At 71.6% G+C, this 14,574-nt stretch carries 11 protein-coding genes; 5 read left to right on the top strand and 6 right to left on the bottom strand.

The window, feature by feature from the left end:
* Nucleotides 1–15 precede the first annotated feature (15 nt).
* From M2157_RS31880 to M2157_RS31870, 3 genes are all read right to left on the bottom strand, one after another.
* Nucleotides 16–1,335 carry an ABC transporter substrate-binding protein gene (locus M2157_RS31880; protein WP_280857547.1) on the bottom strand — a complete coding sequence of 440 codons (1,320 nt, stop codon included), beginning with the start codon at nt 1,333–1,335 and terminating at the stop codon, nt 16–18.
* Nucleotides 1,336–1,385: 50 nt separating this feature from the next.
* Nucleotides 1,386–3,116, bottom strand: a complete 1,731-nt coding sequence (locus M2157_RS31875) for an alpha-amylase family glycosyl hydrolase (protein ID WP_280857548.1) — start codon at nt 3,114–3,116, stop codon at nt 1,386–1,388.
* A 389-nt stretch (nt 3,117–3,505) separates the two neighbouring features.
* Complete coding sequence (locus M2157_RS31870) at nt 3,506–4,786, bottom strand: ABC transporter substrate-binding protein (protein WP_280866904.1); 1,281 nt, start codon at nt 4,784–4,786, stop codon at nt 3,506–3,508.
* 166 nt (nt 4,787–4,952) lie between these two features.
* On the opposite strand from M2157_RS31870, the gene M2157_RS31865 reads away from it, so the two are divergent.
* From M2157_RS31865 to M2157_RS31855, 3 genes are read left to right on the top strand one after another with little or no spacing between them, the layout of a single operon-like run.
* A complete protein-coding gene (locus M2157_RS31865; RefSeq protein WP_280857549.1) occupies nt 4,953–5,459 on the top strand; it encodes a PadR family transcriptional regulator in 507 nt (168 codons plus the stop codon).
* 53 nt (nt 5,460–5,512) lie between these two features.
* Nucleotides 5,513–6,241 carry an ABC transporter ATP-binding protein gene (locus tag M2157_RS31860; RefSeq protein ID WP_280859011.1) on the top strand — a complete coding sequence of 243 codons (729 nt, stop codon included), beginning with the start codon at nt 5,513–5,515 and terminating at the stop codon, nt 6,239–6,241.
* Nucleotides 6,242–6,245: 4 nt separating this feature from the next.
* A complete protein-coding gene (locus M2157_RS31855; RefSeq protein WP_280866903.1) occupies nt 6,246–8,549 on the top strand; it encodes an ABC transporter permease in 2,304 nt (767 codons plus the stop codon).
* Nucleotides 8,550–8,689: 140 nt separating this feature from the next.
* Here M2157_RS31855 and M2157_RS31850 read toward each other — a convergent pair whose 3' ends face one another.
* From M2157_RS31850 to M2157_RS31840, 3 genes are all read right to left on the bottom strand, one after another.
* Nucleotides 8,690–9,847 (bottom strand): PfkB family carbohydrate kinase, encoded by a 1,158-nt coding sequence (locus tag M2157_RS31850; RefSeq protein WP_280866902.1) that lies wholly within the window; start codon nt 9,845–9,847, stop codon nt 8,690–8,692.
* Between the two features lie 226 nt (nt 9,848–10,073).
* The gene (locus M2157_RS31845; RefSeq protein ID WP_280866901.1) at nt 10,074–11,363 is read right to left on the bottom strand and encodes a glucarate dehydratase family protein; all 1,290 of its coding nucleotides are present in this window, start codon (nt 11,361–11,363) and stop codon (nt 10,074–10,076) included.
* Complete coding sequence (locus M2157_RS31840; RefSeq protein ID WP_280857553.1) at nt 11,360–12,304, bottom strand: 5-dehydro-4-deoxyglucarate dehydratase; 945 nt, start codon at nt 12,302–12,304, stop codon at nt 11,360–11,362. The genes M2157_RS31845 and M2157_RS31840 overlap by 4 nt, the downstream gene beginning before the upstream one ends.
* A 115-nt stretch (nt 12,305–12,419) precedes the next feature.
* Between M2157_RS31840 and M2157_RS31835 the strand changes: the two genes are divergently transcribed.
* Both M2157_RS31835 and M2157_RS31830 read left to right on the top strand, forming a co-directional pair.
* Entirely contained in the window at nt 12,420–13,202 is a 783-nt protein-coding gene (locus tag M2157_RS31835; RefSeq protein WP_280857554.1) for an IclR family transcriptional regulator, read from the top strand.
* A 187-nt stretch (nt 13,203–13,389) separates the two neighbouring features.
* Nucleotides 13,390–14,574: an MFS transporter gene (locus M2157_RS31830; protein ID WP_280857555.1), complete on the top strand. Its 1,185-nt coding sequence runs from the start codon at nt 13,390–13,392 to the stop codon at nt 14,572–14,574.

The following is a 14,574-nucleotide window of genomic DNA, read 5'->3' as shown; positions in this document are numbered from 1 at the left end:
GCGGCGGGGTTCGGGTCACAGCCCGTTGTTGGAGACCGCCGCACTGATGGTCTTGTTCGCGGCGCCGAGGGCGCTCTTCGGTGAGGTGGAGCCGGACAGCGCGGCATTGACGTTGCCGTAGACGCCCTGGCTCACCTGCGAGTACGCGGCGACCTGGGAGGGCCGGGAGATGAGCTTGTTGGACGCGGCGACCCGGAAGGCGGGGTTGGCCGCCTGCACGCCGGGATCCTGCAGGACGCTGCTGACGGTGGGGATCTCGCCGCCCTTCAGCGCCATGATCTTCTGCGCGGCGGGGCTGGTGATCCACTTCACGAACGCGAGGTCGGCCCCGAGGTGCTTGGTGTGCGGGTTGACGTACAGGTTCCAGCCGCCGGTGACCGAGTATCCGTGGCCGCTCCGGCCCGCGAAGGTGGGCAGGTTGGCGATACCGATCTTGCCGGCCACCTTCGAGGCCGCCGGGGAGTTGGCGTCGGAGTAGGCGTAGGTCCAGTTGCGCAGGAACGCGGACTGGCCGCTGGTGAAGAGCTGCTCCGACTGCTGTTCCTGGAAGGTGGTGATGGCCCGCGGTGCGACGCCGCTGGTGATCAGACCACGCATGTACGTCAGCGCCTTCTGCGAGGCCGCCGAATCGATCTCGGACTTGGTGCCCGCGGTGTTGACGATGCTGCCCCCGGCATCGGCCGCGAACTCCGAATAGTCACAGGTCAGCCCCTCGTAGGAGTCCCACTGGGCGGAGTACCCGTACTTGACCAGGCCCGCCTTCTGCAGCTTCTGCGCGTCGCTCTGGACCTGCTCCCAGGTGGTGGGAACCGGCAGGTGGGCCTTGGCGAGCAGGTCCTTGCGGTAGTAGAGGAAGGCGTTGTCGGTGAACAGGGGGGCGGCCATGATCTTCCCCTTGTAGGTGAGGCCGTCCACCAGACCGGGCGAGAACGTCTTCCAGTAGCTGCTCGGCAGCTTTCCGCTGAGCGGTTCCGCCAGGCCGGCCTTGCCGAACTGCGCGGGCCAGACCACGTCGCCGTTGTAGACGTCGAAGCTGCTGGAGCCGCCGGAGATCTGCGTGGTCAGGGTGGAGCGGTAGGCGTCGCTGTCGCTCGGCGCCTGCTCCAGCTTGACCTTGATCTTCGGGTTGGCCTTCTCGAAGGCCGCTATCAGGGTCTTGCGGACATCGGTGCTGGTCGGCCCGAACTGGTTGGCGTACCAGGTGATGGTGCCGCTGGCGGGGCCGACCGGGGCGCTGATCGGCTTCGCGCTGCTGCTGGATCCGCAGGCGGTGAGGGAGGCCAGCAGGACGGCGCAGCCTACGGCGGTGATCGCGCCGCGGGGGAACGTGGGCATGGGGTACTGCCTCTCATGCGTCGGGAGTCTGTGGTGCGGGAGTTGTGGTGCTAGGCGGTGCAGTGTTCGCAGATCCACCAGGCCGCGGTGTTGCCCGGCAGGACGCCGGGCGGGCAGGGACGGCTGGTCAGCAAAGGGGTGCCGGTCACCGGCGCCGGTGCCTGGCGGTCACCGAAGTTGACCGCGCAGACGAGGCCGTCCCCGCGGACGAAGGCCAGGACGTCGGGCGGGGAGTCCAGCCAGCGCAGCGGGCCCTCTCCGAGCTGGGGAAGGTTGCGGCGCAGGTGGAGCGCCTCGTGGTAGAGGTGCCAGAAGGAGTCGGTGTCGGCGATCGCGCGCTCGGTGGTGTGGTTGGCGAACCACTCCGGCTGGGGCAGCCAGGGCCGGCCGGGGGCGTCACCGGCGGTGAAGCCGAACGGGGACGCCTGGCCCGACCAGGGCAGCGGGACGCGGCAGCCGTCGCGGACCCGCGACCGGCTGCCCGTGCGGCGGAAGATCGGGTCGGTCAGCGCCTCGTCGGGCAGGTCGAGAACCTCGGGCAGGCCCAGTTCCTCGCCCTGGTAGACGTACGCCGCGCCGGGCAGGGCGAGCATCAGCAGGGCGGCGGCGCGGGCTCGGGCGCCGCCCGGGTCGGGCAGGTCGGCGTCCTGCGAGGGCGTGGGAGCCGCGTAGCGCGTCACGGCCCTGACCTGGTCGTGGTTGTTGAGGACCCAGGTGATGGTCGACCCGGTGGCCGCGATGTCGCGCAGTGCGTCGGTGATGACGCTCTGGAAAGCCGCAGCGGCCCAGGGCGCGTTCAGCAGGTGGAAGAAGAAGGCCTGGTGGAGTTCGTCCGGACGCACGTATGTGGCCTGTTCGGCGGCTGTCGGCACGGAGACCTCGCCGACGAGCAGCCGGTCGTGGCCGTCCTGTGCGGCGTATGCGTCGCAGATGGTGCGCCAGTCCCGCCAGACCTCGTGGATCTCGGGCTGGTTCCACGCCAGTGGGTTGACGGAGTCCCGGGTGCGCTCGTCGGCCTCCGGGTCGGCGGAGTCCGGTAGGTCGGGGTGCTTGAACAGCCCTGCCGCCACGTCGATACGGAAGCCGTCCACGCCACGGTCCAGCCAGAAGCGCAGGGTCTGCTCGAAGTTGCCCCGTACGGTCGGCTCGCGCCAGTTCCAGTCCGGCTGCTCGGGCGTGAACATGTGCAGATACCACTCACCGGGCGTGCCGTCGGGCTCGGTGACGCGCGTCCAGGCGGGTCCGCCGAACATGGCGTGCCAGTTGTTGGGCGGCAGTGCGCCGTCGTCGCCGCGGCCGGATGCGAAGTGGAACATCGCGCGGGTCGGCCCGCCGGGGCCTTCGGCGAGTGCCTGGAGGAAGAGCGGGTGCCGGCTGGAGCAGTGGTTGGGGACGATGTCGACCAGGCACTTCAGGCCCAGTCGGTGTGCGTCGCGCACCAGGCGGTCGAAGGCGTCCAGGTCGCCGTAGACCGGGTCCACGTCGTGGTAGTCGGCGACGTCGTAGCCGTGGTCGTGCTGGGGCGAGGGGTAGAACGGGGTCAGCCATATCCCGTCGACGCCCAGCCGTTTGAGGTAGGGCAGTCCGGCGCCGACGCCCGCGAGGTCTCCGATGCCGTCTCCGGTGCTGTCCAGGAAGCTGCGCACATAGACCTGGTAGATCACCGCGTCCCGCCACCAGCCGGCGGAGTCCGCCGGTGTCGGGGCGGAGCGGGGAGCGGGGACCGGTCGGGCCCCCGGCGAGTGCCGGGACGGGTCGTCGTCCACCGAGGCGCTGATCATCCGTCACCGTCCTGACCCGTCATGAGGGCGTGCGCCGACAGGTCCGCTGCGAGAAGGGGCGAGTGTGCCGCTGCGGGATCGCCGTTCATCGACGTGTGACGCGCGGCCACTGAGATGCATGCATGTTATGTATAGCGCGCAAGTATGTGTCAACGGCGAAAACGGAGTCTTTCCGAAAGGAAAACGAACCAGGTCCGGGAGCCGGGGCAGCGGGCCACTCGGCGGCCGGGCACGGATCGGCGGAGCGGCCCACGACACGGCAGGTCCCTCAATGGCGGGCTCGACACGGGACACGTCCCTCACTGGGAGACGGGCACACGACGCGGCGCGTTCCGTCCACGGGAAAGACATGCCGCCGGGCGGAGCGGCCGCTGGGGAACCGCGCTGCCTCAGGGACTGCGGACGATCGCGGACAGCTCCTGCCGCAGGCGTGCGGCCGCGGCCCGGGGCGACTGCCGGAGCGCCATCGCGTCGTGCACGGTCGCCGCGACGGCCAGGCTCACCTGGTCGTAGTCGGGCGTGACGGGGCGGGGCTGAGCGGTCAGGATGCTCTGCCGCAGCACCGGCAGATAGGGGAACCGTCTGACCAGCGCGGGATCGGTGTACAGCTGCGCCCACACCGGTGGCAGCGAGCCCTTGAGCAGCACCTGGCGCTCGTTGTCCAGGCTGGTGAGGAACTGGATGAGCTCGCGCGCGGTCTTCTGGTGCCGCGAGTAGCTGCTGACGGCGAGGTTGGAACCGCCGAGCGACGCCGCTCCCGGACCGTCCGGGCCGGGCAGTGCCTCGACCCCGATGTCGCCGGCCACCTCGGAGCCCTTCGCCTCGGCCAGGTCGTAGGCGTACGGCCAGTTCCGCATGAAGAGGTACCGCCCGGACTGGAAGGCCTTGCGGGAGCCCTCCTCGTCGAAGGTCAGCGCCTCCTGCGGGATCCAGCCCTCCTTGACCCCGTCGACCAGGAACTGCAGGGCCTTCAGGTCCGCCGGTGAGTCCACGGCCGGCCGGCTCCTGCGGCCGGTGAGGATCTGTCCGCCGGCGGACTGCACGGCTTCCGCGTAGTTGACGGTGAGCCCCTCATACGGGCTGAACTGCCCGGCGTAGCCCTTCAGCCCATACCTGGGGGCGACCGTCTTGGCCATGCTGCGCAGCTCCGCCCAGGTCCGCGGCGGCGCCAGGTGCTCCCGGGCGAGGATGTCCTTGCGGTAATACAGCAGTCCGGCGTTGGTCACGTACGGCACCGCGTAGAGCTTGTCCTGGTACATGGCCGTGCCCACGACGGGCTTGAGGAACTTGTCCAGCGGGAACTGACCGGCGGGCAGCGGTGTGATCCATCCCGATGCGGCGAACTCGGCCGTCCACACCACGTCCAGGTTGAGCACGTCGTAGCGGTCGCTCTTGGCCTGGAGGTTGCTGATCATCTGCGCGCGCACGTCGTCGGCGGCCGACGGCAGCTGGATCAGGGTGGCCTTCTCGCCGGGGTGCTCGGCGTTCCATGCCTGGAGCCGTCCCCGCAGATAGCCGGTAAGATCCTGCCCCGTGACGAGCGTCACCGGGCCGACACCCTCGGTGCCGGCGGTGTCGGTGGGGGTGGCGCCCAGGCCGCACCCGGAGAGCAGCAGTGCGCCGACCGCCACCGCGCAGACGACCCTGATCCAGCGCATGCCTCGTCGCATCGCTTCCTCTTCTCGGGCAGAGCCACGGCACGTTTGCGGAAAGAGCACCGCAGCCGCTGCTTGCTGGTTATGTATACCCGGCGCTCACGGTGGAAGACTAGGGACGAGATCAGCGGACGGACGCCGGTCCGGTCCGGGCATCGGCGAGTGGGGAGGAGACGGGATCGTGCGGCTCTCCCTGCTGGCGTTGCTCGCGAAGGAACCCGCACATGGCTACGAGCTCAAGCTGGCCCTTGAACAGACCTTCGGCGCAGCGTACCCTCAGCCGAACATCGGCCAAATCTACGTCACACTGGGGCGGCTCGAACAAAACGGACTGATCAGGGGTCAGGACGTCAGTCAGTCGAGCCGGCCGAACAAGCGGGTCTACGAGATCACCGAGTCGGGCCGTGACGCGCTCGTGCGGTGGGTCGCGGAGCCGACCGAAGGGCCGCGGGTCCGCGACGAGTTCTTCATGAAGCTCGTCCTCGCCCCGGCCACGGGTGCGGCCGACCGCCTGGCGCTGATCAACGAGCAGCGCCGGCACTATCTGAACCTCATGCGCGGTCTGTCGCGGCTGGCTGCCGCCGAGGACCGGGACAACAGAGTCGCTCAACTGCTCATCGAAGGCGCCATGCTGCACCTGCAGGCCGATCTCGACTGGCTCGAGCGGTGTCAGGAGGAATTGGAGTGAGACGCTCCGAGCCGTCCCCGGCCACTGCCCCGGCCACGCCCCCGGCGAGCGCCATGGTGTGGGCCAAGGATCTGGTCAAGGTCCACCGCACGGGAGCCGCCGCCACGTCGGCGATCCACCACGTGGACCTGGAGGTACGGCGGGGGGAGTTCGTCGCCGTCAGCGGGCCCTCGGGCGCCGGCAAGTCGACCCTGCTGCATCTGCTCGGCGGTCTGGACCGGCCCGACGGCGGTCAGATCTGGCTGGACGGCCGACGGGTCGACGGCCTGTCCGAGGCGCGCTGGGCCATGCTCCGCCGGCGATCGATCGGCGTCGTCTTCCAGTTCTTCAACCTGATCTCGAACATGACCGTCGCCGACAACGTCGAGCTGCCCGCGCTGCTGGTCGGCGTCCCGCCCCGGCAGGCCCGCGCGCGCCGCGAGGAACTGCTCGCCGAGCTCGGACTCGAGTCCAAGGCCCGCAGCACCCCCGCCGAGCTGTCGGGCGGCGAGCAGCAACGGGTCGCTCTGGCCCGAGCCCTGGTCAACGACCCCGACCTGCTGCTCGCCGACGAGCCCACCGGCAACCTGGACAGCCGCAACACCCGCGACGTACTGCGGCTGCTCACCCGTGTCCACGAGCAGGGCCGCACGATCCTCCTGGTGACGCATGACGCCCGCGTCGCCAGCGCCGCCGACCGGGTCATCAGTCTGTTCGACGGCGCGATAGCGGGCGACACCGCGGTGTCCCTGCCCGCGAGCCGCCGAAGCTCCGTGGCCGACGTCCTCCAGCTGAAGGACTGACCCCGTGCGCGCTTCGCTCCGGTGGCAGCTCGCGGATCTGCGCGCCCACCGGGCGCAGGCCGTGCTGATGGTGCTGGTGACGGCGGTGATCGCCCTCACCCTCATCCTGTCGAACGCGCTCCTGCTCAGCGCCACCAACCCCTGGCAGCGGATCTTCAACCAGTCGCAGGGCGCCCACGTGTGGCTCCACGTGGGCCCGGGGGTGAACACCGCACCGCTCGCCCGGCTGGGCGGCGTCACGGCGGTCGCCGGGCCCTACCGGACCGCGCCGGTGACCCTGGTGCGCAGCGCGGACAAGATCCCCCTGGAAGTGCGTGCCGAGGGCCCGGCGACCCCGGAGGTCTCCCGCCCCGTCGTCCGGACCGGCCGGTGGCTCGACCCGGCCGTCGGCGACGGCATCGTCCTGGAGAGCTCCCTGGCGCGCTCGACGTGGTCCGGCGTCGGCGACACCGTCACCGTACGAACGGTCGACGGCGCCTTGCACACCCTGCGGGTCATCGGCGTGGCCGACTCGGCCGACCAGGGCTCCTACCCGGACTGGACACCGGGCCTCGCCTGGGTCACACCGGCCACCCTGGCCGCGATCGAACCCGATCCAGCCGCCACGGACCAGGCGATCGGCCTGCGGCTCAGCGATCCAGGAGCCACCGACTTCACCGCTCAGCAGGCCGTCGACGCGCTCGGCAGCGGCCAGGTCACCCAGGTGTCCACGTGGTACCAGGTCCGCGACGCCATGGACATGAACAACCGGCTGCTCGGCACGATGCTCGCGGTGTTCGGACTGGTCGCTCTGCTGGCCACCGCACTGGCCACGGCGGGCGCCGCGGGCGGTCGCGTCCTGGCCCAGCTGCGCGACATCGCCGTACTGAAGGCGATCGGATTCACTCCGGGCCAGGTCGTCCGCACCCTGCTCGTCGAGCACACGGCCCTCGCGCTCACGGGCATGGGCCTGGGCACGCTGGCGGTGAGCCTGCTCGGTCCGCTGCTCCCGGGCCCGGTCGGGCAGGCCGTCACTCTGTGGCAGGCCCAGCCCGCCCACGCCGGCGCCCTCGCGGCCACGGGCGTGGGTACGGTGGCCGCCATCGCGCTGGCCACGGCGCTGCCCGCCTGGCGGGCCGGGCGCGTCGCCCCCTACCCGACGACGCGGCCCGACCACCACGCGACTCGCATGTCCCGGCTGACCCGCCTCGCGCTGCTGCTGCGGCTGCCCCCGGCTCTGGTACTGGGCGCCCGTGCCGCCTTCCACCGCCCGCTGCGTGCCGGGATCACCGTCGCGCGACTGACGATCCCGATGCTCATGATCACCGTGGCCCTGGGAAGCTGGGCGACCATCGACGGTTTCCGCGCACATCCGCAGCGGCTGGGCCTCGCGGCCGCCCTGACGGCACGGCCCGGCGCCACGGGTGACGCCTCGACGCGCCGCCTGCTCGGCACGCAGCCCGGCGTGGCGGCCGCCTATCCCGGCATCGAACTGCAGGCCCTTGTACCGGGACAGACCACCACCATCACCCTGCGCGCCCTGGGGACCTCCGCGCACCCCTACCCCTACGCCGTGGCACAGGGGCGAGGCATCGAGGGGCCCGACGAGGCAGTGGCCGGGCAGGGAGCGCTCGATCTGATGCACATCAGGGTGGGCCAGTGGGTGCGCGTCGTGACGGCGGGGACCCCGCACATCCTGCACATCGTCGGCCGCAGCATCGAGCCCGACCACAACGGCGAGATGCTGTCCGTGGGGCTGGACACCCTCGACGGCTCCACCGGGCCGCCGGAACCCCAGTACTACGCCCTCGCCCTGCGCCCGGGGGCCGACCCGGGCGTCGTGGAGGCGGGCATACTGCGGGCGTCCCACGGACGCGTCGAGGTGCAGTCGGTGGCCAATCCGGCGGACGGGCTCGGCACCGTGCGCATGGTCGCCGCGGGCCTCATCGCGCTGCTGGTGCTCATCGGACTCGCCGAGTTGTTCACGACCACCAGTCTGTCCCTGCGGGAGCACACGCGGGACATCGGGGTGCTGCGCACCATCGGGCTGACACCACGTCAGATCACCGCCATCATCATCACCAGCACCGGCCTTCTGGCCGCCGCGGCCGTCGTGACGGGCGAACTCCTCGGTGTCGCCGTATCGGACTGGCTGATCAACCTCCAGGGCGCCACCAGCGGCATGGGCTCGGGCATCGCCCAAGCGCCCCCCGCTACCGTCCTGCTCCTCAGCGGCACCCTGGCGGTCGCGCTCGCGGGCGGATTCTGCGCGCTCCCCGCCAGGCGCGCGGCACGCGCGCCGGTCACCCGGGTGCTGAGCACGGTCTGACACCGGGCCCCTGCTCGGCGACGGCACCGCCGCGGGTCGGCTCGAGTGCCTCGGCCACGCCGGTCAAGCCTCCGGCGAACCGTCCGGCAGCCGACGTCCGCCGACCACCGTGAGAGGCGGTCCACCCTCCCCCGCCGCCCTCAGGCCGACCGGCCGAATCCGATCGTCGGCACCGCCCGTCGCAGTGGCCAGCCCGGGGCCTCCTCCTCCGGGACCAGGTCCGCCAGGAAGGCGTACCGCCGCAGGGCGGTCGGGTCCTGGGAGGCGACGGACTGGACCTTGCGCCACCAGGCGCCGATCTCGGACCAGCCCGGCGCGGACAGGGAGCCGCCGAACTCCTGGACGGAGAGCGCGGCGGTCAGGCCGGCGAAGGCCAGGCGGTCCGCCAGCGGCCAGCCCGCGAGGGTGCCGGTGACGAAGCCGGCCACGAAGACGTCCCCGGCGCCGGTCGGATCGAGCGCCTCGACCTCGATCGCCGGGACCTCGGCGGTCTCACCGGTACGCCGGTCCACGGCGTACGCGCCCTCAGCGCCGAGTGTGACCACGGCGAGCGGCACATGTTCGGTGAGCGCGTGCGCGGCCTCCCGGGGACAGGTGGCACCGGTGTAGCGCATCGCCTCCTGCGCGTTCGGCAGGAAGGCCTCGCAGTGTTCGAGGTCGGCGAGGCCCGCCAGGTCCCACGCCCCGGTCTCGTCCCAGCCGACGTCGGCGAAGATGCAGGTGCCCTCGTGTGCCGCCTGAGCGATCCAGGGGGCCCGTTTTCCCGGCTCGAGGGACGCCACCGCCGCCCGCGCGCGTGGGGGGCAGTCAGGTTCGCCGTCTTGGATGAGCACGGCCTCCGGCGGCGGCTCGTGGCCGTGGGAGACCATGGTGCGCTCGCCCTCGTACGCCATCGACACGGTGACCGGGGAGTGCCAGCCGGGGACCGTGCGGGACGGGGAGAGGTCGATGCCCTCGCCCTGCTCGAGGGCGTCCCAGCAGTACTCGCCGTAGTGGTCGTCGCCGAAGGCCGCGGCCAGCGAGGTGCGCAGCCCGAGCCGGGCCAGGGCGGTGGCCATGTTCGCCACGCCGCCGGGGCTCGACCCCATCCCGCGTGCCCAGGACTCGGTCCCGCGCACCGGGGCGGAGTCGAGCCCGGTGAAGATGATGTCGAGGAACACGGTGCCGGTGAGATAGACGTCCCAGGGCGGATCGTCGGGTACCCGCAGAGCTGCGAGAGGGTCGACCCGGGCCTGGCCGTGCCCGGTCCCTCCGAAGTGCGACGGTCCCTTTCCGGTGGACGCGTTGGACGCGATCACGGTGCGCTCCCTGGACGTGGTGCGGATCAGGCCAGTCTGCACCACGCCGCCGACAACGCGTCGGCGCTCACCTGCGACCCGCGCGTTACGTCAGGCCGTCGCAGGTCCCGGGCGGGCCGTCCGGGCCGCGCCGGGTGTGGCCACGGGGGTTCCAGGGGCCCCGGGGGCGGCGGAACACTGAACGCCGGGAGAGGGACCGTATGTCGGAACACATCCCCCTCAAGCGCTACCAGCGGGGCACCACCGGCGTGACCCACCCCGGCTCGGCGACCCGCATGGCCGCGGCGTCGTCCCGCTCCCGCAGCGAACCGTCGTCATCGAGCCACCGCCGATGCAGGAACTCCACCTTCTCCCGGTCGAGTTCGACGCCGAGGCCGGGCGCGTCGGAGACCTTCACGGCCCCGCCCTCGAACGTCAGCCGCTCGCTGAGCACGTCCTCCGACTGCCACGGGTAGTGCGAGTCACAGGCGTGGTGAAGGTCGGGCACGGTGGACGCGACATGCGTCATCGCGGCCAACGAGATCCCCAGATGCGTGTTGGAGTGCATGGACACTCCCACCCCGAACGTCCGGCAGATCGCGGCGAGTTGCTGGGTGTTGCGCAACCCGCCCCAGTAGTGGTGATCCGAGAGCACCACCTGGACCGCGTCCCGGGCGAACGCCTCCTTGATCTCCGCGAAGGTCGTCACACACATGTTGGTGGCCAGCGGGACATCGGTCCCGGCGGAGACCTCGGCCATGGCCGCCGTCCCCAGCGCTGGATCCTCCAGGTACTCCAGAACGTCGCCGAGCTCCGCGGCCACCCTCAGCGAAGTCGACACGCTCCAGGCCCCGTTGGGGTCGAGCCGCAACGGGTGCCCGGGAAACGCCTCGGCCAGCGCCCTGATGGCCGCGATCTCCTCGTCGGGCGGGAAAACCCCGCCCTTGAGCTTGAAGGACGTGAAGCCGTAGCGCTCGGTGAACAACCGGGCCTGCTCCACCACCCCGGCGGGGTCGACAGCCGCCCCCCAGTCGTCCTTCTCGGAGGCGACGCCCTCGGGATGCGAGGCCCACTTGTAGAACAGATACGCGCTGTAGTCGACCGCGTCCCGGACCTTGCCCCCGAGCAGTGCGTGCACCGGCAGCCCGAGGGCCTTGCCCAGCGCGTCGAGGCAGGCGACCTCGAACCCGGATACCACGGACAACCGCAGCTTGTCGGCCGTCTGCACCCCTCGCAGCCCACCGACGTCGACCTGCCCGGAGACCCGGGAGGAATCGACGGCCACCTGATCCGCGACGGTGAACAGCCCGTTCAGGTCGCCTGCCTGACGCCCGATCAGCTTGGCTGCGAACGGCCTCGCCAGCTCCAGGTACTTGGTGTCGCCGTAGGTCTCCCCGACGCCCGTGACCCCGTCGGCGGTCTCGACCTCGACGATCAGCCGGGGCGTGTACGGCTGGTGGACGCCCTGCGTGTTCAGCAGTGGCGGATCGGCGACGAGGATCGGCGTGAGGCGGACGTCGGTGATGGTGAGGTTCACAGGTCGGCTCCAACGAGGTCGAGTCCGGAGGCCAGCAGCCGCTCGAGGTCCGCCAGGTCGGCGGCCGACGGATCGGTGAGCGGTGCGCGCACGGGCCCGACCGGGCGTCCCCGCAGCCGGGCCGCCGCCTTCACGAGCGAGACGGCGTATCCGGGCACCCGGTCGCGGAGTTCGACGAGCGGAACGTAGAAGTCGCGCAGCAGTTTCCCGACCGTGCCGTCGCCCTCGTCGCCGTCGCGCAGGGCGGTGAAGAAGGCGTTCGCGATCTCGGGGGCGAAGGCGTGCACGGCCGAGGAGTAGGCGGGGACCCCGACGGTGGCGTAGGCGCGGGCCTGGATCTCGGCGGTGGAGGCGCCGTTGAAGAACAGGAAGCCTTCGGGGGCGGCGAGCGTGAGGCGCTGGAGCCGGTCGAGGTCGCTGTGTCCGTCCTTGAGCCCGATGACACCGGGGATCTCGGCGAGCCGCCTGAGCGCGTCCACGCCGAAGGCGACCTGACCGCGCTGGTAGGCGATGAGCGGCAGCCGCGTCCGCGCCGCGATCTGCTCCAGCTGCGCGACCAGCCCGTCCTGCGGGGCGGCGACCAGGTAGTGCGGGAGGACCAGCAGCGCGTCCGCTCCCGCCTCCTCGGCGATCCGGGCGAAACGAACGGCCTGCGCCCAGCCGTAGCCCGTTCCGGCGACGACGGGCAGCCGGCCGCCGGCCTCCTCGACGGCGATGGTGACGACCTGCCGGTACTCGCCCTCGTCCAGCGAGAAGAACTCACCCGTGCCACAGGCCGGGAAGAGCGCGCCGGGGCCGGTGGCGATCTGGGCGGCGACATGGGCGCGGAAGCCGTCCGGGTCGAGGGTGCCGTCGTCGTGGAAGCTCGTGAGCGGGAACGACAGCACACCGCGTGCCATGCCGTCCCGCAGTCGTCGGGCCGTGTCCGGGTCGAGGGCCACCCTCACTCATCTCCCCATGTAGACGATATCTACGTATGGAGATGAAGATTAGATAGGCGAATCCCACTCGTCAATGGGTCGGCGGGCGGTCGGGCGGGCCGATTACCATCGGCGCATGTCAGAGACAGGTGGCGTCCGCGAGGTGAAGTCGGCGGCCCGCACGGTCGAGCTCCTCGAACTGCTGGCCGCACGCGGCGACCGCCCGGCACGGCTCCAGGAGCTCGCGGACGCGCTGGAGGTGCCGCGCAGTTCGATGTACGCGCTGCTCCAGACCCTGATCTCGCGCGGCTGGGTCCGCACCGACATCACCGGCTCGCTCTACGGCATCGGTATCCACGCCCTGCTCACCGGCACCAGCTATCTGGACTCCGACCCGCGTGTCCGGGTCGTACGGCCGTATCTCGACGAGGCGTCCCAGGCGCTGGGCGAGACGATCCACATGGGCCGGCTCGACGGCCTGGACGTGGCGTATCTGGCGACGCGTGAGTCGCACGAATACCTGCGGACGATCAGCAGGGTGGGCCGCCGCCTGCCCGCGCACGTCGGCGCGCTGGGCAAGGCGCTGCTGGCCGAGTGGCCCGACGAGAGGCTCCCCGAGGGTCCGTACGAGGCACTCACCCCGAACTCCCACACCACCCGCGAGTCCCTGCTGGCCGACCTCGCCGAGGTCCGCGCACGCGGCTACTCGATCGACCGCGAGGAGGGCGTCCCCGGCATCGTCGGCTTCGGGTTCTGTCTGCGCTACGACTCCCCCGCGCAGGACGCCATCAGCTGCTCGGTCCCGGTCGCCCGTCTGACGCCGGAACACGAGCAGCAGATCATCGCGGTGATGCGCGAGATCAGAGGCAAGATCGAGGCGACGGCACCGGGCGCGGGCGGCGCCCCCAGTTGGCGTTAGACGGGCACTGGAGCGCGCTCGTGTACCCGGCTTCCCTCACCCCAAACGAAACGTGAGCCACATCACGCCACCTGGGCTTCTTCCGCAACCGCGTGCTTGATACAAATTCTTCGCGCGTTCCTGTCCGTCGACGGCCTGCGCCCACCCCCTTTTCGAGCCGCTTCTTTCGCATGCCCTGGGAACGCCCGTGTCCGCCCGCACCACCCTGCCCTGGCCCCTCGTTGCCCTTTTCACGGCCGGGTACCTCGCCCCCTACCTCCTCCCGACCACCGTCGGCAGACTCGACTCGGGGCTTCCGCTCACCGCCACCGAGGCGGGTGCCGTCGGCAGCGCACTGCTGCTGAGTTCGGCGGCGGCAGGCTTCCTGCTCGCCTCCCGCGTCGAACGCGTCGGCCCCCGCACCCTCGCCCGCATCGGCCTCACCCTCGCCGTCCTCGGCTACGGCGGCGCCGCCCTCGCCCACGCCGTCCCGGCCGTCGTCGTGGGCGCGCTGATCGGCGGCTTCGGATCCGGTACGTCGACGGCGGTGGCCGCCACCGGCATCGCCGCCCAGCCGGACCCGCACCGCACCACCACGGTCGGCCTCCTCGGTGTCTCCGCACTCGCGGGCGCCGTCTATCTGACCGTCCCCCACCTGGGCGCGGGGCACGGCCAGCCGTTGGCCGCGATCGCCCTCACCGCGCTGGCGGTCTGGCCCCTGACGGGCCGTCTCCCCCTCGCCACGGCCCCCACTCGAAGCCGGGAGACGCGCGCCACGCTCCCCCACCGTCGGGCCGGCCTCCTCCTCGCCGGCACCCTGCTCTGCTGGTCCCTCGCCCAGAACGCCCTCTGGGGCGTCAGCGGCCGCATCGGCCTCACCCAGGCCCACCTCTCCGAGGCGACGGTCGGCGCGGTCTTCGCGATCGCCCTCGGCGCGGGCCTGCTGGGCGTCGTCGGCGCGGGCGCCCTGGGCCCACGCCTCGGCCGCGCGCTCCCCATCGGCGGCGGCACCGTCCTCATCGCCGCCTGCATCACCCTCAGCGCCTCGGCGACCGACCTGACGTCCTTCGCGTCCGGCGAGATCGCGTGGAACACGCTCTACCCGATCGTCCTGTCGTACGTCATCGGCCTGGCCGCCTCCCTGGACCCCCGCGGCCGCTGGGCGGTCCTGGTCGGCTCGGCGTCGTCATTGGGCACGGCAGCGGGTCCCCTGACGGGAAGCCTGCTCGCATCTGAGGCCGGCTTCCCCGTGATGGGCACGGTCATGGCAGCGGGCCTGCTGCTGCTGGCCGTACCGATGACGGCGGTGGCGATGGGCGCGGGCAGGCGCACGCTGCCGGTGGTGAAGATCCAGGTGGAGACCCAGGCCTACGACAAGGCGACGGCGGCGTAA

Source organism: Streptomyces sp. SAI-127, assembly GCF_029894425.1.
Lineage (GTDB): Bacteria > Actinomycetota > Actinomycetes > Streptomycetales > Streptomycetaceae > Streptomyces.
Note: the sequence above shows the minus strand (reverse complement) of the source record. Positions and strands in the feature narration are given on the sequence as shown.

What these genes read in the sequence shown, in the direction of transcription:
- M2157_RS31880 (WP_280857547.1), bottom strand. Translation starts at nt 1,335, where the DNA reads ATGCCCACGTTCCCCCGCGGCGCGATCACCGCCGTAGGCTGCGCCGTC.
- M2157_RS31875 (WP_280857548.1), bottom strand. Translation starts at nt 3,116, where the DNA reads ATGATCAGCGCCTCGGTGGACGACGACCCGTCCCGGCACTCGCCGGGG.
- M2157_RS31870 (WP_280866904.1), bottom strand. Translation starts at nt 4,786, where the DNA reads ATGCGACGAGGCATGCGCTGGATCAGGGTCGTCTGCGCGGTGGCGGTC.
- M2157_RS31860 (WP_280859011.1), top strand. Translation starts at nt 5,513, where the DNA reads ATGGTGTGGGCCAAGGATCTGGTCAAGGTCCACCGCACGGGAGCCGCC.
- M2157_RS31835 (WP_280857554.1), top strand. Translation starts at nt 12,420, where the DNA reads ATGTCAGAGACAGGTGGCGTCCGCGAGGTGAAGTCGGCGGCCCGCACG.